This is a genomic window from Streptomyces sp. NPDC030296 (assembly GCF_055572815.1).
Genome location: NZ_JBVICQ010000008.1, coordinates 117,999 through 136,823 on the forward strand (window position 1 = coordinate 117,999; position 18,825 = coordinate 136,823).

The 18,825-nt window shown below is 71.6% G+C and carries 18 protein-coding genes; 13 read left to right on the forward strand and 5 right to left on the reverse strand.

Annotation, left to right across the window (positions count from 1 at the left end; translation table 11 throughout):
- The first annotated feature begins 340 nt into the window (after positions 1-340).
- The 5 genes from ACZ4Z3_RS23420 to ACZ4Z3_RS23440 all read left to right on the forward strand — a co-directional run bounded on the left by ACZ4Z3_RS23420 (position 341) and on the right by ACZ4Z3_RS23440 (position 5,978).
- Positions 341-898: a class F sortase gene (locus tag ACZ4Z3_RS23420; protein WP_468502839.1), complete on the forward strand. Its 558-nt coding sequence runs from the start codon at positions 341-343 to the stop codon at positions 896-898.
- A gap of 170 nt (positions 899-1,068) precedes the next feature.
- Positions 1,069-1,569 (forward strand): DUF3574 domain-containing protein, encoded by a 501-nt coding sequence (locus tag ACZ4Z3_RS23425; protein WP_468502840.1) that lies wholly within the window; start codon positions 1,069-1,071, stop codon positions 1,567-1,569.
- 121 nt (positions 1,570-1,690) lie between these two features.
- Positions 1,691-3,079, forward strand: coding sequence for an aldehyde dehydrogenase family protein (locus tag ACZ4Z3_RS23430; RefSeq protein WP_468502841.1), 1,389 nt, complete (start codon positions 1,691-1,693; stop codon positions 3,077-3,079).
- Between the two features lie 166 nt (positions 3,080-3,245).
- Positions 3,246-4,331: a Zn-dependent alcohol dehydrogenase gene (locus ACZ4Z3_RS23435; protein ID WP_468502842.1), complete on the forward strand. Its 1,086-nt coding sequence runs from the start codon at positions 3,246-3,248 to the stop codon at positions 4,329-4,331.
- 291 nt (positions 4,332-4,622) lie between these two features.
- On the forward strand, positions 4,623-5,978 hold the full coding sequence (locus ACZ4Z3_RS23440; protein ID WP_468502843.1) for an MFS transporter: 1,356 nt from the start codon (positions 4,623-4,625) through the stop codon (positions 5,976-5,978).
- A 12-nt stretch (positions 5,979-5,990) separates the two neighbouring features.
- Here the strand turns inward: ACZ4Z3_RS23440 and ACZ4Z3_RS23445 are convergent, their stop codons facing one another.
- Positions 5,991-7,034, reverse strand: coding sequence for a DMT family transporter (locus ACZ4Z3_RS23445; protein WP_468502844.1), 1,044 nt, complete (start codon positions 7,032-7,034; stop codon positions 5,991-5,993).
- A gap of 133 nt (positions 7,035-7,167) precedes the next feature.
- The gene (locus tag ACZ4Z3_RS23450) at positions 7,168-7,812 is read right to left on the reverse strand and encodes a TetR/AcrR family transcriptional regulator (protein WP_468502845.1); all 645 of its coding nucleotides are present in this window, start codon (positions 7,810-7,812) and stop codon (positions 7,168-7,170) included.
- Positions 7,813-7,875: 63 nt separating this feature from the next.
- On the opposite strand from ACZ4Z3_RS23450, the gene ACZ4Z3_RS23455 reads away from it, so the two are divergent.
- From ACZ4Z3_RS23455 to ACZ4Z3_RS23475, 5 genes are all read left to right on the forward strand, one after another.
- Positions 7,876-9,027 carry an acyl-CoA dehydrogenase family protein gene (locus tag ACZ4Z3_RS23455; RefSeq protein ID WP_468502846.1) on the forward strand — a complete coding sequence of 384 codons (1,152 nt, stop codon included), beginning with the start codon at positions 7,876-7,878 and terminating at the stop codon, positions 9,025-9,027.
- 121 nt (positions 9,028-9,148) lie between these two features.
- Positions 9,149-9,436 (forward strand): YiaA/YiaB family inner membrane protein, encoded by a 288-nt coding sequence (locus tag ACZ4Z3_RS23460; protein ID WP_055539889.1) that lies wholly within the window; start codon positions 9,149-9,151, stop codon positions 9,434-9,436.
- A 140-nt stretch (positions 9,437-9,576) separates the two neighbouring features.
- Positions 9,577-10,203 carry a TetR/AcrR family transcriptional regulator gene (locus ACZ4Z3_RS23465; protein ID WP_468502847.1) on the forward strand — a complete coding sequence of 209 codons (627 nt, stop codon included), beginning with the start codon at positions 9,577-9,579 and terminating at the stop codon, positions 10,201-10,203.
- 284 nt (positions 10,204-10,487) lie between these two features.
- Positions 10,488-11,183, forward strand: a complete 696-nt coding sequence (locus ACZ4Z3_RS23470) for a glycoside hydrolase family 11 protein (RefSeq protein WP_468502848.1) — start codon at positions 10,488-10,490, stop codon at positions 11,181-11,183.
- Positions 11,184-11,275: 92 nt separating this feature from the next.
- Positions 11,276-11,914, forward strand: a complete 639-nt coding sequence (locus ACZ4Z3_RS23475; protein ID WP_468503105.1) for a polysaccharide deacetylase family protein — start codon at positions 11,276-11,278, stop codon at positions 11,912-11,914.
- Between the two features lie 77 nt (positions 11,915-11,991).
- Here the strand turns inward: ACZ4Z3_RS23475 and ACZ4Z3_RS23480 are convergent, their stop codons facing one another.
- The gene (locus ACZ4Z3_RS23480) at positions 11,992-12,453 is read right to left on the reverse strand and encodes a MaoC family dehydratase (protein WP_099965668.1); all 462 of its coding nucleotides are present in this window, start codon (positions 12,451-12,453) and stop codon (positions 11,992-11,994) included.
- A 139-nt stretch (positions 12,454-12,592) separates the two neighbouring features.
- Between ACZ4Z3_RS23480 and soxR the strand changes: the two genes are divergently transcribed.
- On the forward strand, positions 12,593-13,093 hold the full coding sequence (gene soxR / locus ACZ4Z3_RS23485) for a redox-sensitive transcriptional activator SoxR (RefSeq protein ID WP_468502849.1): 501 nt from the start codon (positions 12,593-12,595) through the stop codon (positions 13,091-13,093).
- A gap of 103 nt (positions 13,094-13,196) precedes the next feature.
- Here the strand turns inward: soxR and ACZ4Z3_RS23490 are convergent, their stop codons facing one another.
- Complete coding sequence (locus tag ACZ4Z3_RS23490) at positions 13,197-14,273, reverse strand: RNA ligase (ATP) (RefSeq protein ID WP_468502850.1); 1,077 nt, start codon at positions 14,271-14,273, stop codon at positions 13,197-13,199.
- Between the two features lie 135 nt (positions 14,274-14,408).
- Between ACZ4Z3_RS23490 and ACZ4Z3_RS23495 the strand changes: the two genes are divergently transcribed.
- Positions 14,409-14,930 (forward strand): hypothetical protein, encoded by a 522-nt coding sequence (locus tag ACZ4Z3_RS23495; RefSeq protein ID WP_055539885.1) that lies wholly within the window; start codon positions 14,409-14,411, stop codon positions 14,928-14,930.
- A 111-nt stretch (positions 14,931-15,041) separates the two neighbouring features.
- On the opposite strand, the gene ACZ4Z3_RS23500 is transcribed toward ACZ4Z3_RS23495, so the two are convergent.
- A complete protein-coding gene (locus ACZ4Z3_RS23500) occupies positions 15,042-15,644 on the reverse strand; it encodes a hypothetical protein (RefSeq protein ID WP_055521508.1) in 603 nt (200 codons plus the stop codon).
- A 346-nt stretch (positions 15,645-15,990) separates the two neighbouring features.
- Between ACZ4Z3_RS23500 and ACZ4Z3_RS23505 the strand changes: the two genes are divergently transcribed.
- A complete protein-coding gene (locus tag ACZ4Z3_RS23505) occupies positions 15,991-18,825 on the forward strand; it encodes a penicillin acylase family protein (RefSeq protein ID WP_468502851.1) in 2,835 nt (944 codons plus the stop codon).

Genomic DNA, 18,825 nt, shown 5'->3' on the forward strand with positions numbered 1-18,825 from the left:
GGCGACCACATCCCGCACACCACCGGACGCGACCACGGCAGCCGGGGTCCCTTCGGGGGCCGGGTCAGCGCCCGGGGCGCCGTCCGGGGGTGGAGCGGCGCCCGGCGGGCGTTCGGGGGAGAGTGCCGCGTCGGCGGCGCGGGGCGCGGTGGCCTCCGGGGGGTCTGATGCGGCCGGTGGGTCCGGTGGGTCCGGTGGGTCCGGTGCGTTCTCCGGTGGGTCGGGGGTGCCGGGATCGCCTTCGCGGGCGGCGGCTTCGGGAGGAGGTGGGGTCACCGAGGGTCAGGGGTCCGCGGGGTCCGCCCCCGCCGGGGCTCCCGGCCCGACGGCCGGCCGGCCGATGCGCCCCGCTCCGGCCGAGTCCGCCCGCCCCACCCCCGGGCGGCCGGCGACGTCGCGTGGGCCCGCGGGGCCCCGTACGCTTCCCCACTCGCCGGCGAAGACCGTCAGCATCCCCTACCTCGGGATCAAGGCCCCGGTCATGGAACTCCGCCTCGACCGCGAGGGGCGGCTGCCCGCGCCACCGGACGACAGACCGAAGCTGGTCGGCTGGTACGCGGCGGGCCCCGCGCCCGGCGGCCCCGGTACGGCGGTCGTGGTCGGCCACCGCGACACCCGGACGGGACCGGCCGTGTTCGCCGCGCTGGACATGGTCAAGCGGGGTCGCGTCGTCGAGGTCCGGCGCGCCGACGGCCGTACCGCCGTCTACACGGTGGACGCCGTGAAGACGTACGAGAAGGCCCACTTCCCCAACGAACTGGTCTACGGCACCCGGAAGCGCCCCGAGCTGCGCCTGATCACCTGTGGCGGGGTGTACGACCGGAGGAAGGGCTACGCCAGCAACGTCGTCGTCTTCGCCCACCTCACCGACGTCCGAGGCGCCGGGGGGAGGGGGTGACCGGAGCCCGCGCGCAGGCGGCAACCGGCGCCGGGTGCGGGGGGAGTGAATCGGCGCGCGGGGAGCGGCGGTCGGCTTCTCGGCGGCTCCGGGGGCGTACGGGCGCACGCGCGGTCCCTCTCCGGCGCGGCCGACGCCCCGGAGTCGGCGGTTCCGTTACAGGTGTGGGCATGACCCCGCATTCCACTCATCCCCGGCGCCCCGCCCTCGCCCGGCACCTCACCCGCCCCCGCGCCGCCCTCACGGCGGCCGCCTGCCTGCTCGCCGTCGGGGCCCCGACGGCGTACGCCACCCTCGCCGACGACGTCTCCTCCGGCCCCGTCGTGGCGCCCGGGCACGGGGCCCCGTACATCGAGACCCGGCTGTTCTTCGGCACGGAGCGGCCCGACGGCGGACCGGCCGTCACCGACGAGGAGTTCATGGACTTCGTCGACCAGGAGGTCACACCCGGCTTCCCGGACGGGCTCACCGTGCAGCAGGGGCGCGGCCAGTGGCGGGACGCGAACGGCGTCATCGAGACGGAACGGTCGTACGAGCTGACTCTGCTGTACCCGGTGTCGGCCGCCGCCGCGAGCGACCGGAGAATCGAGGAGATCCGCGTCGACTACCGGAAGGCCTTCGGACAGGAGGCGGTGGCGCGCGTGGACGACCGCACCCGCGTCGACTTCTGAGGCGGCCCCTCCGGACGGCTCCGGACGGGGCGGTCGTCACAGCCCTCCGCTCTGGTGTCGGAAAACTATCAGAGCTAGTTTTTGGTGCGGACCACTCGGCGGCGCAGCGGAAGGCACCACGATGAAGGCACACGACGGCATGTACATCGGCGGCGACTGGCGGCCCGCCGCCGGCACCGACACGATCGAGGTGGTGAACCCGGTCGACGAGCAGGTGATCGGCCTAGTCCCGGCCGGCACCGCCGAGGACGTCGACGCCGCCGTACGCGCCGCACGGGCGGCCCTGCCGGGCTGGGCCGCCACGCCGCCCGCGCAGCGCGGCGCGGTGATCGGCGCGCTGCGGGACGCGCTCGCCGCGCGCCGGGAGGAGATCGCCGAGACGGTGACGGCGGAGCTCGGCTCGCCGCTGCCGTTCTCCCAGAAGGTGCACGCCGACCTGCCGATCACGGTCGCGGGCTCGTACGCCGAGCTGGCCGCGACGCACGCCTTCGAGGAGAGGGTCGGCAACTCGACCGTGTTCCACGAGCCCATCGGCGTCGTCGGCGCGATCACCCCCTGGAACTACCCGCTGCACCAGATCGTCGCCAAGGTCGCCCCGGCGCTGGCGGCGGGCTGCGCGGTCGTCCTGAAGCCCGCCGAGGACACCCCGCTCGTCGCCCAGTTGTTCGCGGAGGCCGTGCACGAGGCGGGGGTGCCCGCAGGGGTGTTCAACCTGGTCACCGGTCTCGGCGCGGTCGCAGGGCAGGCCCTCGCCGCGCACGACGGCGTCGACATGGTGTCCTTCACCGGCTCGACGGCCGTCGGCCGCGGCATCGGCGCCACCGCGGGCGCGGCGATCAAGCGGGTGGCCCTGGAACTCGGCGGCAAGTCCGCCAACGTCATCCTCCCGAGCGCCGACCTCGCCAAGGCGGTCGGCGCCGGCGTCGCCAACGTCATGTCCAACTCGGGCCAGACGTGCAGCGCCTGGACCCGGATGCTGGTGCACGCCTCCCAGTACGAGGAGGCGGTCGAGCTGGCCGCGACCGCCGCCGCGAAATACGGGGACCGCCTCGGCCCGCTGGTCAACGCCAAGCAGCGGGACCGGGTGCGCGGATACATCGAGAAGGGCCTTGCCGAGGGCGCCAGGCTGGCGGCCGGCGGCCCCGAATCCCCGCGCGAGCGAGGCTACTTCGTGAGCCCCACCGTCCTGGCCGACGTGACCCCCGAAATGACCGTCGCCCAGGAGGAGATCTTCGGCCCCGTGCTGTCCGTCCTCCGTTACGAGGACGAGCAGGACGCCCTGCGCATCGCCAACGGCACGGTGTACGGGCTCGCCGGCGCCGTCTGGGCCGGCGACGAGGCCGAGGCGGTCGCCTTCGCCCGCCGCATGGACACCGGCCAGGTCGACATCAACGGCGGCCGCTTCAACCCGCGGGCACCCTTCGGTGGCTACAAGCAGTCGGGGGTCGGCCGTGAACTGGGCGCCCACGGCCTGGCCGAATACCTCCAGACCAAGTCCCTGCAGTTCTAGGGCCTGTCGTTTGAGTCATGCCTGGGTCGCCACAAGGTGCCGTAGCCCGAAGCCGGCATGATCCAAACGACAGACCCTGGTCCCGCCGCCGTCCCCGCTCCCCCCAGCGCCTGCCCGCCGCCGTTGCCGTCGCCCGCTGCCCTTGCCCTAGGAGAGTCGTTCCGTCATGACCGTTCGAGCCGCCGTACTGCCCGCCGTCGGGGCGCCGTTGGAGATCACCGAGATCGAGCTGCCGGAGCCCGGGCCCGGCCAGGTCCGGGTGCGGCTCGCCGCCGCCGGGGTCTGCCACTCCGACCTGTCGCTGTCCGACGGGACGATGCGGGTTCCGGTGCCCGCCGTGCTGGGCCACGAGGGCGCGGGGACGGTAGTGGCCGTGGGGGAGGGGGTCACCCATGTCTCGCCCGGCGCCGGGGTCGTCCTCAACTGGGCCCCGTCCTGCGGGAGTTGTCACGCGTGCTCGCTCGGGGAGGTGTGGCTGTGCGCGAACGCGCTGGCCGGCGTGGGCAACGTGTACGCCCGGCGCGCCTCCGACGGCACGGACCTCCACCCCGGCCTGAACGTGGCCGCGTTCGCGGAGGAGACGGTGGTGGCCGCCGGGTGCGTACTCCCCGCCCCGGACGGCATCCCGCTCACCGACGCGGCGCTCCTCGGCTGCGCCGTCCTGACCGGGTACGGGGCGGTGCACCACTCGGCGCGGGTGCGGGAGGGCGAGACCGTCGCGGTGTTCGGCGTCGGCGGAGTGGGCCTGGCGGCGCTCCAGGCGGCGCGGATCGCGGGCGCGTCGCGCATCGTGGCGGTGGACGTCTCCCCGGCGAAGGAGGAGCTGGCGCGGGCGGCCGGGGCCACGGACTTCGTCGTCGCCTCCGAGGACACCGCCCGCGAGATCCGGGCGCTGACCGGGAAGCAGGGGGTCGACGTCGCCGTGGAGTGCGTGGGGCGGGCGGTGACGATCCGTACGGCCTGGGAATCCACGCGGCGGGGCGGGCGCACGACGGTCGTGGGGATCGGCGGCAAGGAGCAGCAGGTCACCTTCAACGCGCTGGAGATCTTCCACTGGGGTCGCACCCTGTCCGGCTGCGTGTACGGCAACTCCGACCCGGCGAGGGACCTGCCGGTCCTGGCCGACCACGTCCGGGCCGGACGCCTCGACCTCGGCGCACTGGTCACGGACCGCATCTCGCTGGCCGACATCCCGGCAGCCTTCGACAACATGCGCGCGGGCAAGGGCGGCCGGGCGGTGGTGACGTTCTGACCGGCATACATACCGTGCGAGTGCGTGGGGGCTGATCGCGCAATTCCCCGCGCCCCCGAAAAGCAGGGGCCTGCGGCCCCGTGCTTTTCATCTGGAGGCCGGGCCGGCACGAAGCCTTCAGGGGCGCGGGGGACTGCGCGAGAAACCCCCACGCACCCGCACCGGCCACACCCACGCGCACCCCCGACGCATCAGGCAACCCAGAACCCACCCGTGCACAACCGTTGACCGACATACCGTCCGGTCAGTACGTTCCCCGGAACGTCCCCGCACCCATCGGAGTGTGCACGCATGGACACCGCTCCTTCTCCCCGTCCCCCGCAGCCCGACCCCCGCCACCGCCGCAAGGTCGCCACCGCCGCGGCCCTCGCCTCGGCGGTCGAGTGGTACGACTACTTCGTCTTCGGCATAGCCGCGGCCCTCGTCCTCGGCGACCTCTACTTCCCCGCCGGCAGCTCCTCCGCCGGCGTCCTCGCCGCGTTCGCCACCTTCGCCGTCGGCTTCCTCGCCCGCCCCCTCGGCGGCATCGTCGCCGGTCACCTCGGTGACAAGCGCGGCCGCAAGCCGATGCTGGTCCTGGCCCTCACCCTGATGGGCCTCGCCACCACCGGCATCGGCCTCCTCCCCACGTACGAGACGATCGGGATCGCCGCTCCGGTCCTGCTCGTGCTCCTCCGGGTCGCCCAGGGCGTCGCCGTCGGCGCCCAGTGGGGTGGCGCGATGCTGCTCGCCACCGAGTACGCCCCCGAGGGCAAGCGCGGGGTGTACGGCAGCTTCGTCCAGCTCGGCGTGCCGATCGGTGTGGTGAGCGCCAACACCGTGTTCCTCGTCGTGGGCGCGGCCACCGACGAGAGCGCCTTCGTGGCGTGGGGGTGGCGTATTCCGTTCCTGATCGGCCTGTTCGTCCTCGGCCTGGCCTGGTACATCCACCGCAAGGTCGAGGAGACCCCAGAGTTCCGGGCGGCGGAGCGGGCGCTCGCGGAGCAGGAGAGGAGCGAGAAGAGTTCGCCGCTCAGGACGATCCTCCGCGGCCACCTCGGTACGGTCCTCCTCGCCGGCGGTTCCTTCGCCGTGAACACCGCGACGTTCTACATCCTCATCACCGGCGTCCTCGACTACACCACCCGTGAACTCGACATGAGGCGCGGCGCGGTCCTCGCCGTCTCGCTCTGTGTCAGCCTCACCCAGCTCGTCCTGATCCCCGCCGCCGCGGCCCTCTCCGACCGGGTCGGCCGGATCCGGATCTACGCGTTCGGCGCGGCCGGGATCGCCCTGTGGGCCGTGCCGCTGTTCCTGCTCATCGACACCCGCTCCCTGGTGTGGCTGGCCGTCGGCACCTTCGTCGCCAGCTGCTTCCTCAGCATCATGTACGGGCCGCAGGCCGCCCTGTTCGCCGAGCTGTTCACACCCGAGATGCGGTACACGGGTGCCTCGCTCGGCTACCAGATCGCGGCGGTCCTCGGCGGTGGCCTGGCGCCGTTCCTGATGGTGCTGCTGCTGGAGGCCACCGGCACGTCCATGGCGGTGTCCGCGTACATCATCGTGCTCTCGGTGGTGGCGCTCCTGTCGATCAGGGTCCTCGCCCGCCGGGCGAGTGCGCGCACCGAACCGGCCCCACAGGCGGAGCCGGCGGAACAGGTCGGTTAGCCGCCGCGTCGGCTAGGAAGTCTGGTCGCGCCTTGGCCGTGGCTCCGGAACCGTGTCCGGAGCCACGGCCACCGCGACCTCCGCAACCTCGGCCGCACCGGTCACCGCCGTGCCGTCCGCGGCACCCCGGGCTCCGGCCCGCGCCCGCGCCCGCGCCCGCAGCCGCGGCCGTGACCGGGACACCGCCACACCGGCCAGGCACAGCGCGCCACCGGCCAGGGTGAGCGGTCCCGGCACCTCGTCGAGCGCCAGCCAGGACATGAGGACGACCAGCGCGGGCACGGCGTACGTGGTGGCGCCCATCCGGCTCGCGGTCGTACGGGCCAGGGCGTACGCCCAGGTGGTGAACGCCAGCGCGGTCGGGAAGACGCCCAGGTAGACCATGTTGAGGGTCGCGGAGAGCGGCGCGTCGGCCGCGTCCCGCACCAGGTGCCCGGCGAACGGCAGGCACAGCACCGCGCCGACGAGACAGCCGAAGGTGGTCATCTGAAGGGCGCTCGCCGAGCCCAGCGCGGGCTTCTGCGCGACCACGCCGCCCGCGTACGCGACCGCCGCCAACACGCACAGCACGACGCCCAGCACCGACGCGCCGCCCTCCTCGGACATCGACAGACCCACCGCGACGGCGCCCGCGAACGACACCGCCATGCCCGCGAGCAGCCGGGGCGGCATCGGGTCGCCCAGCAGACGGGCGCCGAGCAGGGCGATCAGGACGGGGCCGATGTTCACGACCAGCGCGGCCGTACCCGCGTCCACCTGCTGCTCGCCCCAGTTCAGGGCGACCATGTAGAACCCGAACCAGAGCGCCCCGGACACCGCGATCCCGCGCCACGCGGCCCGTGGCGGCCAGCCCTCCCGTCGTACCGCCCAGATCAGCCCGAGGGCCAAGGCCCCCGCCGTGAGCCGGCCCAGTGCCAGCGCCCCCGGCGAGTACGCCTGCCCTGCGCTGCGAATGGACACGAAGGCCGACGCCCACAGCACGACGGTCACGAGGGCGGCCCCACCGGCGAGCAGCTCGGCACGACGGACGGGACGGACCCGGGAGTTCTCAGCCATGCCCCCGAGGCTAGGCAGGTCGCCGCACGGAGGCTCGCGATTTTCGGACGCGGAGCTCGGAGGGCCGGCCGGCCGTGGCAGGGGAGCGGAGTCGCGGCCGGAGCCTGCTCAGACCCAGCCGGCGTCCGGTCGGCTAGGACCCCTGGCGCACGACGCGTTCGTACTGCGCCGCGAGGCCCTCCAGCAGCGCGTTCAGGCCCGCTTCGAACGCCCGCTCGTCCACCTTCTCCTGCTGTTCGGCCAACAGGTGCGCCTGACCGAGATGCGGATAGTCCGCCGGGTCGTACGCGCTCTCGTCGTCCACGAAACCCCCGGCGAACGACCCGAGGGCGGACCCCATGATGAAGTACCGCATCAGCGCCCCGATGGACGTGGCCTGCGCCGCGGGCCAGCCCGCGTCGACCATGGCGCCGAAGACCGCGTCCGCGACCCGCAGCCCGGCGGGCCGCCGTCCGGGTCCCCGGGCGAGGACGGGCACGATGTTCGGATGGTCGCGCAGGGCGCCGCGGTAGGAGAGCGCCCAGTCGTGCAGCGCGGTGCGCCAGTCGCGGCCGTCCTCGAACATCGACAGGTCGACCTGGGCGCTCACCGAGTCCGCCACCGCCTCCAGGATCTGGTCCTTGGTGCGGAAGTGGTTGTAGAGCGAGGGCCCGCTCACCCCCAGCTCGGCCGCGAGCCGCCGGGTGGACAGGGCCGCCAGCCCCTCCGAGTCGACCAGGTGGCGTGCCGTCTCCACGATGCGGTCGGTGCTCAGCAGGGGCTTGCGCGGTCGGGCCATGGCGCACATAGTAGGGGTGCGCCATTAAACTAGCAGTGATAATTAAAGGAGGGGTGAGCCGCCGTGAACCTGGAGCTCAGCGAGGAGCAGACCGCCGTCCGCCGACTCGCCCGGGACTTCGTGGAGCGCGAGATCGCCCCGCGCGTCGTGGACTGGGACCGCGCCGAGAGCGTCGACCGTTCGATCGTGAAGAAGCTCGGCGAGGTCGGCTTCCTGGGGCTCACCGTCGACGAGGAGTACGGCGGCTGTGGCGGCGACCACCTGGCGTACTGCCTGGTCACCGAGGAACTCGGCCGCGGTGACTCCTCCGTGCGCGGCATCGTCTCGGTCTCCCTCGGCCTGGTCGCCAAGACGATCGCGGCCTGGGGCAGCGAGGAGCAGAAGAGGCGCTGGCTGCCGGGGCTGACGGCGGGGGAGTACGTCGGCTGCTTCGGCCTCACCGAACCCGGCACCGGCTCCGACGCCGGCAACCTCGCCACCCGCGCGGTCCGCGACGGCGACGACTACGTCCTCGACGGCACCAAGATGTTCATCACCAACGGAACCTGGGCCGATGTCGTCCTCCTCTTCGCCCGCTCCACCGACGCCCCCGGCCACAAGGGCGTCACCGCGTTCCTCGTCCCCACCGACACCCCCGGCCTGACCCGCCGCAGCGTCCACGGCAAGCTGGGCCTGCGCGGCCAGGCCACCGCCGAACTGGTCCTGGAGGGCGTCCGCGTCCCCGCCTCCGCGATGCTCGGCCCCGAGGGCAAGGGCTTCGGTGTCGCCATGTCGGCGCTCGCCAAGGGCCGGATGTCGGTCGCCGCGGGCTGCGTCGGCATCGCCCAGGCCGCACTGGACGCGGCGGTCCGGTACGCCGGCGAGCGCGAGCAGTTCGGCAGACCGATCGCCCACCACCAACTCGTCCAGGAACTCCTCAGCGACATCGCGGTCGACGTGGACGCCGCCCGGCTGCTGACCTGGCGCGTCGCCGACCTCGTCGACCGGGGCCTGCCCTTCGCCACCGAGGCGAGCAAGGCCAAACTCTTCGCCTCCGAGGCCGCCGTCCGCGCCGCGAACAACGCCCTCCAGGTCTTCGGCGGCTACGGCTACATCGACGAGTACCCGGTGGGCAAACTCCTGCGCGACGCCCGCGTGATGACCCTGTACGAGGGCACCAGCCAGATACAGAAGCTCCTCATCGGGCGGGCGCTGACCGGGGTGTCGGCGTTCTGAGCGCCGGGGGCGGGCGGGGTTCTGAGCGCCGGAGCGGCGGGGGTTCTGAGTACCGGGAGCGGTCCCCGACTGAGTATCCGCACGGATGTGGCGCGCCCCACATCCGTCGACCCTGGTCCCCATGAGTGAGACACCGGTCAAGCAGCAGAACACGGCCGCCTTCTACGGGCAGGCCGTCGCGTCGTTCGCCGTCGCCATGGCGGCCACCGGCATCGGCATCTACAACCTGGACGCCGACGTCTGGGTCCGCGCCTTCCTCGCCATCGCGGTCCTGTACCTCGTGACCTCGGCGTTCACCCTGTCCAAGGTGATCCGCGACCGGCAGGAGGCCGGGCAGATCGTCAGCCGGGTCGACCAGGCCAGGCTGGAGAAGCTCCTCGCCGAGCACGACCCCTTCGAGAAGCTCTGACGCCCCTCACCGCCGCGCGCCCGGCCACCCGCCCCCGCACGGTCGCGCCCCGCCCGTTCACCCCGCTGAGCGGGCACTCTAAGCGCTCGCTCACCCTCGGCGGTATGGTGGTGCCCAGCCAGGGAAGGGGCGAACGATCGATGAGTACGGCGGAGGAGACGGCCGGCGGCGAACCGCAGCCGTGGGGCGAGGTCAGCCCGGACGCGGCCCGACGGCTGCTGGTGGCCGCCGTGGAGGCCTTCGCCGAGCGCGGCTACCACGCCACGACCACCCGTGACATCGCGGGCCGCGCCGGCATGAGCCCGGCAGCGCTCTACATCCACTACAAGACGAAGGAAGAGCTGCTCCACCGGATCAGCCGCATCGGCCACGAGAAGGCCCTCGACGTCCTGCGCACCGCCGCCGACTCCGAGGGCACCCCGGCCGACCGCCTCGCCGAGGCCGTCCGCTCCTTCGTCCGCTGGCACGCCGGGCAGCACACCGTCGCCCGTGTCGTCCAGTACGAACTCGACGCGCTGGGCCCCGACGCCCGCGCCGAGATCGTCGCCCTGCGCCGTCAGAACGACGCCGCGGTCCGCCAGATCATCCAGGACGGCGTCGCCTCCGGCGACTTCGACGTGCCCGACGTCAAGGGCACCACGGTGGCCGTCCTCTCCCTGTGTATCGACGTGGCCCGCTGGTTCAACGTCAACGGCCCGCGCACCCCCGACGAGGTGGGCGCCCTCTACGCCGACCTCGTCCTGCGCATGGTGGGCGCCACGAAGTAGGGGCCAGTCCCTCGCGTCACGATCCTGGCCGCCGGCATGGTTCGGCGCGACCTTCGAAACATTCGAAGGTATGGGCCAGGCGTTTGATCTTCACATTCTGAGGGCTTGAGAAACGTATTCCTTCTGGACGGCATCAGCTGCTTCTGAGCAGGTGGTACGGCACCTCCTCGGTCAATCCAGCCGAGCGAATGTTTCGGATTCATTGCCGAAACCATTGACAGTTGACAGGAGCAGCTCAACACTCCCCCGTGACAGGGCCCCACGAGAGGGAGGAAGCACGCCAGATGAACGACGCACCCGCACCCGTGCCCGGCGCCCCCAGCCGCAGGCTGTTCCTCGGCGGCGTCGGCGCCACCGCGCTGGCCGCCGCGACCACGCTCACACTGCCCGGCACCGCCCACGCCGACACGGTCGTCACCAGCAACCAGACCGGTACGAACGGCGGCTTCTACTACTCGTTCTGGACCGACTCCCCGGGGTCCGTCTCCATGACGCTGGCCAACGGGGGCGCCTACCGGACCTCCTGGCGCAACACCGGCAACTTCGTCTGCGGCAAGGGCTGGAGCAACGGCTCCCGCAGGACGGTGACCTACTCGGGCAGCTTCAACCCGTCGGGCAACGCGTACCTGTGTCTCTACGGCTGGACGTCGAACCCGCTCGTCGAGTACTACATCGTCGACAACTGGGGCACCTACCGGCCCACGGGGACCTACCGGGGCACGGTCAACAGCGACGGCGGCACGTACGACATCTACCGGACGACGCGGTACAACGCCCCGTCCGTCGAGGGAAACCGCACCTTCGACCAGTACTGGAGCGTCCGTCAGCAGAGGCGGACCGGCGGCAGCATCACCACCGGCAACCACTTCGACGCCTGGGGCCGCGCCGGAATGCCCCTCGGCAACTTCCGCTACTACATGATCATGGCGACGGAGGGCTACCGGAGCAGCGGCAGCTCCAGCATCACGGTGGGCGGTTGACGATGACCGACCCGCTCCCGGCGAATGCGCCGACACCTCCGCCCCGACGTCGGTCCTTACGATCCCTGGTGGCGCTCCCGGCCGCCGTCGTGATGGCCGCCGTGGGCGCCCTCACCGCCGGCACCGCCGCACCTGCGGCAGCCTCCGGGTCCGCCGCCTGCAACGGGTACGTCGGTCTCACCTTCGACGACGGCCCGACCGGCAACACCTCGGCCCTGCTCAACGCGCTGCGCCAGAACGGGCTGCGGGCCACGATGTTCAACACGGGCCAGAACGCGGCGGCCAACCCCGCCCAGGTCCGCGCCCAGGTCGCCGCCGGGATGTGGGTGGCCAACCACAGCTACACGCACCCGTATCTGACCCGGCTCTCCACGGCGCAGATCGACTCGGAGATCGCCCGCACCCAGCAGGCCCTCGCGAACGCGGGCGGCGGCACTCCGCAGTTGTTCCGGCCGCCGTACGGGGACACCAACGCGACGGTGAAGTCCGTCGCGGCCAGGCGCGGCCTGACCGAGATCCTGTGGAACGTCGACTCGCAGGACTGGAACAACGCCAGCGCGGACGCGATCGTGCAGTCCGTCGGCCGGCTCACCAACGGGCAGGTCATCCTCATGCACGACGGGCCCGCGAACACGCGTGCGGCGATCCCGCGCATCGCGCAGACGCTGGCCGCCCGGGGCCTGTGCGCCGGGCGGATCTCGCCCCAGACCGGACGCGCCGTGGCTCCCTGAGCCCGGTGACGCACCCGTGGCGCGGCGGTCACCTCCGCCGCGCCACACCACCCGATCAGCCGCGCCGCGTCACCCGCTCAGAAGTAGTAGCGCGACACGGACTCCGCCACGCACACCGGCTTGTCCCCGCCCTCGCGCTCCACGACCACCGCGGCGGTCACCTGCACACCGCCGCCGACCTCCGTGACGTCCTGGAGCGTCGCCGTCGCCCGCAGGCGGGAGCCCACGGGGACGGGCGCGGGGAAGCGCACCTTGTTCGTGCCGTAGTTGACGCCCATCTTCACGTTGTCGACCTTGAGCACCTGAGGCACGAACAACGGCAGCAGGGACAGGGTCAGATAGCCGTGGGCGATGGTCGTGCCGAAGGGTCCCGCAGCCGCCTTCTCCGGGTCGACGTGGATCCACTGGTGGTCGCCGGTGGCCTCCGCGAACAGATCGATCCGCTTCTGGTCGACCTCCAGCCAGTCGCTGTGTCCCAGCTGCTCGCCCACCGCCGCCTTGAGCTCCTCGGCGGACGTGAAGATCCTCGGCTCTGCCATGTCCCGGCCTCCCGCATCCCGGATGCCACCGCATCCGCGTCAACCTGTCCCATATGCCTAAGCAACTGCTTAGCATGGTCGGGCGGGCGACTCCTGTCAACGGACGGCGGCACCTCCCCGGGTGGGTAGGCTCGGAGGAGTGCCCCAGATTCCTGAGAAGATCCACGAGTTGACCGTCGGCCAGCTGTCCGCCCGTAGCGGTGCCGCCGTCTCGGCCCTGCACTTCTACGAGTCCAAGGGGCTGATCAGCAGCCGCCGCACCGCGGGCAACCAACGCCGCTACAGCCGGGACACCCTGCGCCGCGTCGCCTTCGTCCGGGCCGCGCAGCGGGTCGGCATCCCCCTCGCCACGATCCGTGAGGCGCTGGCCGAGCTGCCCGAGGAGCGCACGCCCACCCGGGAGGACTGGGCGCAGCTGTCCGAGGCCTGGCGCTCCGAGCTCGACGAGCGGATCAAGCAGCTCAACCGGCTCCGCGACCACCTCACCGACTGCATCGGCTGCGGCTGTCTGTCCCTGGCCACCTGTGTGCTGTCCAACCCCGACGACGTCTTCGGCGAACGGCAGACCGGCTCCCGGCTCATGGTCGAGCACCGGACCACCCGGGCGGCCGAGCCGCCGAGCGGCACGACGGCCGAATAGCGACCCACGCGTCCACCGGAACGTCGGGGGCCCGGGAGCGACCGCCCAGCGGCCGTTCCCGGGCCCAGCGCCCACGGGTCCCCCCGAAGATCCCGTGGTGGCCTCACTCGTACTCGGTGCCGCCCTTGCGGGTCAGATACGCCGGGCTGACCGCCTTCGCGATGGCCCGTCCGCCCGTCACCGGGCTGTACCGCTCGACGGCCGGCCGGATGACCACGCCCTCGCGCAGATGCATCTCCCGCCCGGAGACGGTCTCCCGTCCCGTGGCGACCTCCAGCACCCGGTCGACGGCGTACGGGCCCTCGTACAGCCGTGGTACGAGGGGCAGTTCACCGTCGAGCAGGTCGGTCAGCTCCGCGGTGTCCAGCCAGCGGACCCGGCCGCCGATCTCCGCGGAGACGTCGAACACGGCGTAGCCGAGGCTCTCGCGGCGGCCGTCGGCCCCGTACGTCAGGTCCTGCACCCCGGCCCCGTACACCTCGCCGAAGACGCCGACCCGGCGCGCGCCGAGCCGTCGGGCGAGCCGGGCCGCGACCTCCGGGACCCCGTGGCCCTGGACGGCCCGCCAGTAGAGGTTGCGCGGATCCTCCTTCAGCGCGAGGGACTTGGCGCCGAAGCCCTTCGAGGAGACCTGGACGCGGCCGTCCTCGGCGAGATACGTCATCAGGCAGGCCGAGCCGTGCAGCTTCTCGGTGAGGACCACCGGTTCGCCGGGCGTGAAGATGTCCGGGTAGCGCTGGATGTTCTCGATGTCGACCCAGGGCAGCAGATCCGGCGCGGTCTCGACCTCGCCGCTCATCGTGGGCGGGATCGGCGGCACCCACTTGACGATGCCGAGCCGCTCCGCGAAGTCGGTGCCCTCGACGACCGCCGCCGCCAGATCCACGTCGGCCAGCGCCTTCGGCCGGCACACGATGCCCTGCGACAGCTCGCCCCGCAGCCGTACGGCCTTCACCCGGTCCGCCCCCGAGCCGGCCAGCCGCCCGGTGAGCCCCAGCTCCTCGATCAGACCGGCCGGGAGCACCGACTGCTCCGGGATGTAGACGGCGGTGTCACCGGTGCGGAAGGCGCCCTTCGCCACGACGGCGCGGTACAGGCCCACCTGGGCCAGTTCCAGGGCGTCGGCGTTGGGGTGTTCATGGATCGTCAGCACTTCGGCGGTGACACGCAGGGTCGACATCGGGCACTCCTCGGGCGCTCAGTTCGGTTTCATCGACCCCAACTGTCCTTACGGGAAAGGGGTGGAGCGACGTAATTTGCTGCTGATAAGGTCACGCGCCGCGGAGCGCCGGGCCCGGTACGAAGAGGAACGTCGATGAGCGTCGTCATATGTTCGCTGAAGTGGGAGAGCGCGCGCTCCGGGGCGCAGCGGATCAGCTACGACCCGGACGGGTACCACCTGGTGCGCTTCCCCTACGGCGTGTCGGAGGAGTCGTACGACCCGTGGAACATGCACGATCCGGCCAACGGCGGTGACACCCCGTCGGAGTTCCCCGACCCGCGTTCCGGGCTGATCTGGCCCAGCCATGACGGCTGGGGGGTGCTCTCCGCGATGGTGTTCTGGGAGGCGGACCCGAAGACGCTGGAGTACCGGGCCCGCTTCGTGCGCGACCCGCTCGACATGACCGACAGGAGATACGACTCCACGGCCACCACCGACAGCGCGCTCACCCGGGGCGGGCAGTTCCGCACGTATCTGTGGCAGATGTTCGTGAGCAAGGGCACACCGATCGGCCTGAAGGTGTCGGCGCGTGGGCTGGGGGACACCAGACGCTCCACGCCGCTCACCCTCGCCGAGTTCAAGCTCGCCATCCACACCGATGTCGAGGAGCCGTAGCCGAAGGTACCGGCCCGCGGGGGCCGCGGTCCTCAGCGGGAGGCCCGGACGCGGTGGTCGTCACGTCGTAACGGCACGGGGGTGCGGCATCCCCGGCGCACCCCCGCCGTGCTACGCCGACACCAGCATCCGAACGCGCCTGGTCCCGGCCAGGGCCTCGGGTGTCAGTACCGGACGCGGCACCACGATTCCGCACTCCGTGCATACCGGGCCCGCGGAGGGTTCATGGGCCAGGTCGTACTTCCAGACGAGGCGCTCGCCGTCGCACACCGGGCAGGTCGAGCCCGGTTCGCGCTCCAGCGCGGCGATCAGCCGGCGCAGCACCTCCGCGAGGGGTTCGTCGGGGTGGACCTTCGGGTCGTCGCACCAGGCGACGCCGAACCCGCCCCAGGTCAGCCGGTGCCAGTCGTCGACACTGCCCGGCCTGCGCAGCCCGTCGTGCTTCTCCTTCTTGCGGCGCTGCGCGAACTGCACTTCGTAGTCGAGCCAGACGGAGCGGGCCTCCTCCAACTCGTCCAGTGCGGCCACGAGCCGCGCTGGATCGGGGTTGCGGTCCTCGGGACCGAACCCGGCCCGGGAGCACAAGTGGTCCCAGGTCGCCCGATGCCCATAAGGGGCAAACCTCTCCAGGCACTTGCGCAGCGAATAACGCCGCAGTGCCAGATCACACCGTGGATCGCGCACCTGTCTTGCCAGACTCCGGAAACCGGCCATCGCCCTGCACCTCCGTCACACCTGCACCTGTACTTCGGTCACTTCGGCGTCGTCCTCGGAACGTCGCGCGACGTCGCCGAATAGACGTATCGACACGCGATTCGGCTCCATCCGATTTCCGATGACCCCCATAAGTCGTCTACTGAGCCGTTCATGGACCGTTCCTGCCTGTGTCTGACCGTTGCCGACTTCTTCTTCCTGCTTACGACTCCTTCTGAGTACCTGTTCATGCTGTCGGTCACCTGTGCGGCCGTGGGCGGCTCCGAAAAGATGACGCATGTTCACTTTCGAAGCAGGGGATACCGGCGGTAACATCCGGCCCCACCCCCCTTCGGGAGGAGCTGCCATGCCCTGGCACACCCCACGCATCTCACGCAACGCACCGGACGGAGTGAGAACTCCCCGTCGAATCCCGGAGTTCCTCAAGGCCGCCTCCGTATGCGCACTCGTTGCCGGTCTTTTGTCCCCTCTTTCCCCGGCTGCCCAGGCGGTGGCCGCCGACACCACAGCCGCCGCGGCCACTGATACCAAGGCCGCCGCGGCCGCCGCGAACGACTACTGCGGCGGCCAGTGCTCGGACATCCTGCCGCCGGGCCAGAACGGCAACGCCACCCTCGCCCAGATCCTGCTCAACCAGGCGTTCGGCAGCATGCCGGAGAACGCGAGCAACCAGCTCGGGCCCTACAACAACCTCGCCAAGGGGCACACCGGGCTCACCAACGCCACGATCAACACCTTCTTCAACGACGCGTCCTTCGGCGTCGCCTCCGACCAGGTCGCCTCCACCCTGAAGCCCGCCGGACGCACCGACGTCACGATCGTCCGCGACAAGAAGACCGGTGTGCCGCACATCACGGGCACCACCCGCTACGGCACCGAGTTCGGCGCCGGTTACGCCGCCGCCCAGGACCGGCTGTGGCTGATGGACGTCTTCCGGCACGTCGGCCGCGGCAAGCTCACCCCGTTCGCCGGCGGCGCCCCCTCCAACCAGGGCCTCGAGCAGGAGTTCTGGCGGCACGCGCCCTACACCGAGGCCGATCTGCAGGCCCAGATCGACAAGGCCGTCGCCACCAACGGCGACCGCGGCCGCCAGGCCCTCGCCGACGTCAACGCCTACATCGACGGCATCAACGCCTACATCGACGCCTCCGACAGCGGCCGCTACTTCCCCGGCGAGTACGTCCTGACCGGCCACAAGGACTCCATCACCAACGCGGGCACCATAGAGAAGTTCAAGCCCACCGACCTGGTCGCCCTGGCCTCCGTCATCGGCGCCCTCTTCGGCTCGGGCGGCGGCGGCGAGGTCAACAACGCCCTGTCCCTGCTCGCCGCCCAGGAGAAGTACGGCGTCACCGAGGGCACCAAGGTCTGGGAGTCCTTCCGCGAGCGCAACGACCCCGAGGCGGCCCTGACCGTCCACGACGGCAGCTTCCCCTACGCCACCAAGCCCGCCGACCCGCAGGGCATGGCCCTGCCCGACAACGGCGCGGTCACCGAGGAACCCCTGGTGTACGACCGCACCGGAAGCGCGGCAGGCACGGCCTCCAAGGGCGTCTCGTCCAAGGCCACCGACAGCGCCCTCAGCTCCGCCCGGCGCGGGATGTCCAACGCCCTCGTCGTCGGCGGAAAGCACACAGCGAGCGGCCACCCCATCGCCGTCTTCGGCCCCCAGACCGGCTACTTCGCCCCACAGCTGCTGATGCTCCAGGAGATCCAGGGACCCGGCCTCAGCGCCCGCGGCGCCTCCTTCGCCGGCCTGAGCATGTACGTCGAACTCGGCCGCGGCCAGGACTACGCCTGGAGCGCCACCACCTCCGGCCAGGACATCATCGACGCGTACGCCGTCGAGCTGTGCCAGGACGACGTCCACTACCTGTACCACGGCACCTGCACGCCGATGGAGAAGGTCGAGCAGACCAACGCCTGGAAGCCCACCACCGCCGACTCCACCCCGGCCGGCTCGTACCGCATGCAGGTCTGGCGCACCAAGTACGGTCCCGTCACCCACCGCGCCACGGTCGGCGGCAAGAAGGTCGCCTACACCACCCTGCGCTCCTCGTACATGAACGAGGCCGAGTCGATCGTCGGCTTCCAGATGCTGAACGACCCGGACTACGTGAAGGGCCCCGAGACCTTCCAGAAGGCCGTCCAGAACATCAACTACACCTTCAACTGGTTCTACGCGGACTCCCGGCACACCGCGTACTACAACAGCGGCGACAACCCGGTGCGCGCCGCGGGCGTCGACGCCGAGTTCCCGGCCTGGGCCCGCGCCCCCTACGAGTGGCGGAACTGGAACCCGGCCACCAACGTCGCCGACTACACCCCGCCCTCCGAGCACCCCAACTCCATCGACCAGGCCTACTACATCTCCTGGAACAACAAGCAGGCCAAGGACTACCCCTCCGCCCCCTGGGGCAACGGTTCCGTCCACCGCGGCAACATCCTCGACGACCGGGTGAAGCGGCTCGTCGCGGCCGGCGGGGTCACCCGCGCCTCCCTGACCAAGGCCATGGCCGAGGCGGCCCTCGTCGACCTGCGTGCCGAGGACGTCGTCCCCGACCTGCTGAAGGTCGTCAACAGCAGCCCCGTCACCGACTCCGCCGCCGCGGCCGCCGTCACCAAGCTCCAGAACTGGGTCGCCTCCGGCTCCAAGCGCACGGAGACCTCCGCCGGTTCGAAGACCTACGCCGACGCCGACGCGATCCGCATCCTGGACGCCTGGTGGCCGCTGCTGGTGAAGGCCGAGTTCGAACCCGGCCTCGGCACGAAGCTGTACAACGCGATGACCGCCAACCTCCCCGTCGACGAGTCCCCGTCGGCCGCGCACGGCCCGACCGGCTCCCACGCGGGCAGCTCCTTCCAGTACGGCTGGTGGAGCTACGTCGACAAGGACATGCGCGCGGTGCTCGGTGAGTCGGTGCAGGGCCCGCTCGGCCGGAAGTACTGCGGCGACGGCAGCCTCAGCGCCTGCCGCACCGTCCTGATCAACACCCTCAAGGAGGCGGCAGGCAAGACCGCCGCCCAGGTCTACCCCGGTGACGAGTCCTGCTCGGCGGGCGACCAGTGGTGCGCCGACGCGATCATCCACCGGACCCTGGGAGGCATCAAGCACGGCAAGATCAGCTGGCAGAACCGGCCGACCTTCCAGCAGGTCGTGGAGTTCACCTCGCACCGGTGA

Excerpts from the sequence above, each read along its gene's own strand:
- ACZ4Z3_RS23425 (WP_468502840.1), top strand. The coding sequence starts at position 1,069 with ATGACCCCGCATTCCACTCATCCCCGGCGCCCCGCCCTCGCCCGGCAC.
- ACZ4Z3_RS23460 (WP_055539889.1), top strand. The coding sequence starts at position 9,149 with ATGAGTGAGACACCGGTCAAGCAGCAGAACACGGCCGCCTTCTACGGG.
- ACZ4Z3_RS23500 (WP_055521508.1), bottom strand. The coding sequence starts at position 15,644 with ATGGCCGGTTTCCGGAGTCTGGCAAGACAGGTGCGCGATCCACGGTGT.
- ACZ4Z3_RS23440 (WP_468502843.1), top strand. The coding sequence starts at position 4,623 with ATGGACACCGCTCCTTCTCCCCGTCCCCCGCAGCCCGACCCCCGCCAC.
- ACZ4Z3_RS23505 (WP_468502851.1), top strand. The coding sequence starts at position 15,991 with ATGCCCTGGCACACCCCACGCATCTCACGCAACGCACCGGACGGAGTG.
- ACZ4Z3_RS23445 (WP_468502844.1), bottom strand. The coding sequence starts at position 7,034 with ATGGCTGAGAACTCCCGGGTCCGTCCCGTCCGTCGTGCCGAGCTGCTC.
- ACZ4Z3_RS23435 (WP_468502842.1), top strand. The coding sequence starts at position 3,246 with ATGACCGTTCGAGCCGCCGTACTGCCCGCCGTCGGGGCGCCGTTGGAG.
- ACZ4Z3_RS23420 (WP_468502839.1), top strand. The coding sequence starts at position 341 with ATGCGCCCCGCTCCGGCCGAGTCCGCCCGCCCCACCCCCGGGCGGCCG.
- ACZ4Z3_RS23430 (WP_468502841.1), top strand. The coding sequence starts at position 1,691 with ATGAAGGCACACGACGGCATGTACATCGGCGGCGACTGGCGGCCCGCC.
- ACZ4Z3_RS23490 (WP_468502850.1), bottom strand. The coding sequence starts at position 14,273 with ATGTCGACCCTGCGTGTCACCGCCGAAGTGCTGACGATCCATGAACAC.
- ACZ4Z3_RS23495 (WP_055539885.1), top strand. The coding sequence starts at position 14,409 with ATGAGCGTCGTCATATGTTCGCTGAAGTGGGAGAGCGCGCGCTCCGGG.
- ACZ4Z3_RS23470 (WP_468502848.1), top strand. The coding sequence starts at position 10,488 with ATGAACGACGCACCCGCACCCGTGCCCGGCGCCCCCAGCCGCAGGCTG.
- ACZ4Z3_RS23480 (WP_099965668.1), bottom strand. The coding sequence starts at position 12,453 with ATGGCAGAGCCGAGGATCTTCACGTCCGCCGAGGAGCTCAAGGCGGCG.
- ACZ4Z3_RS23450 (WP_468502845.1), bottom strand. The coding sequence starts at position 7,812 with ATGGCCCGACCGCGCAAGCCCCTGCTGAGCACCGACCGCATCGTGGAG.
- ACZ4Z3_RS23475 (WP_468503105.1), top strand. The coding sequence starts at position 11,276 with ATGGCCGCCGTGGGCGCCCTCACCGCCGGCACCGCCGCACCTGCGGCA.
- ACZ4Z3_RS23465 (WP_468502847.1), top strand. The coding sequence starts at position 9,577 with ATGAGTACGGCGGAGGAGACGGCCGGCGGCGAACCGCAGCCGTGGGGC.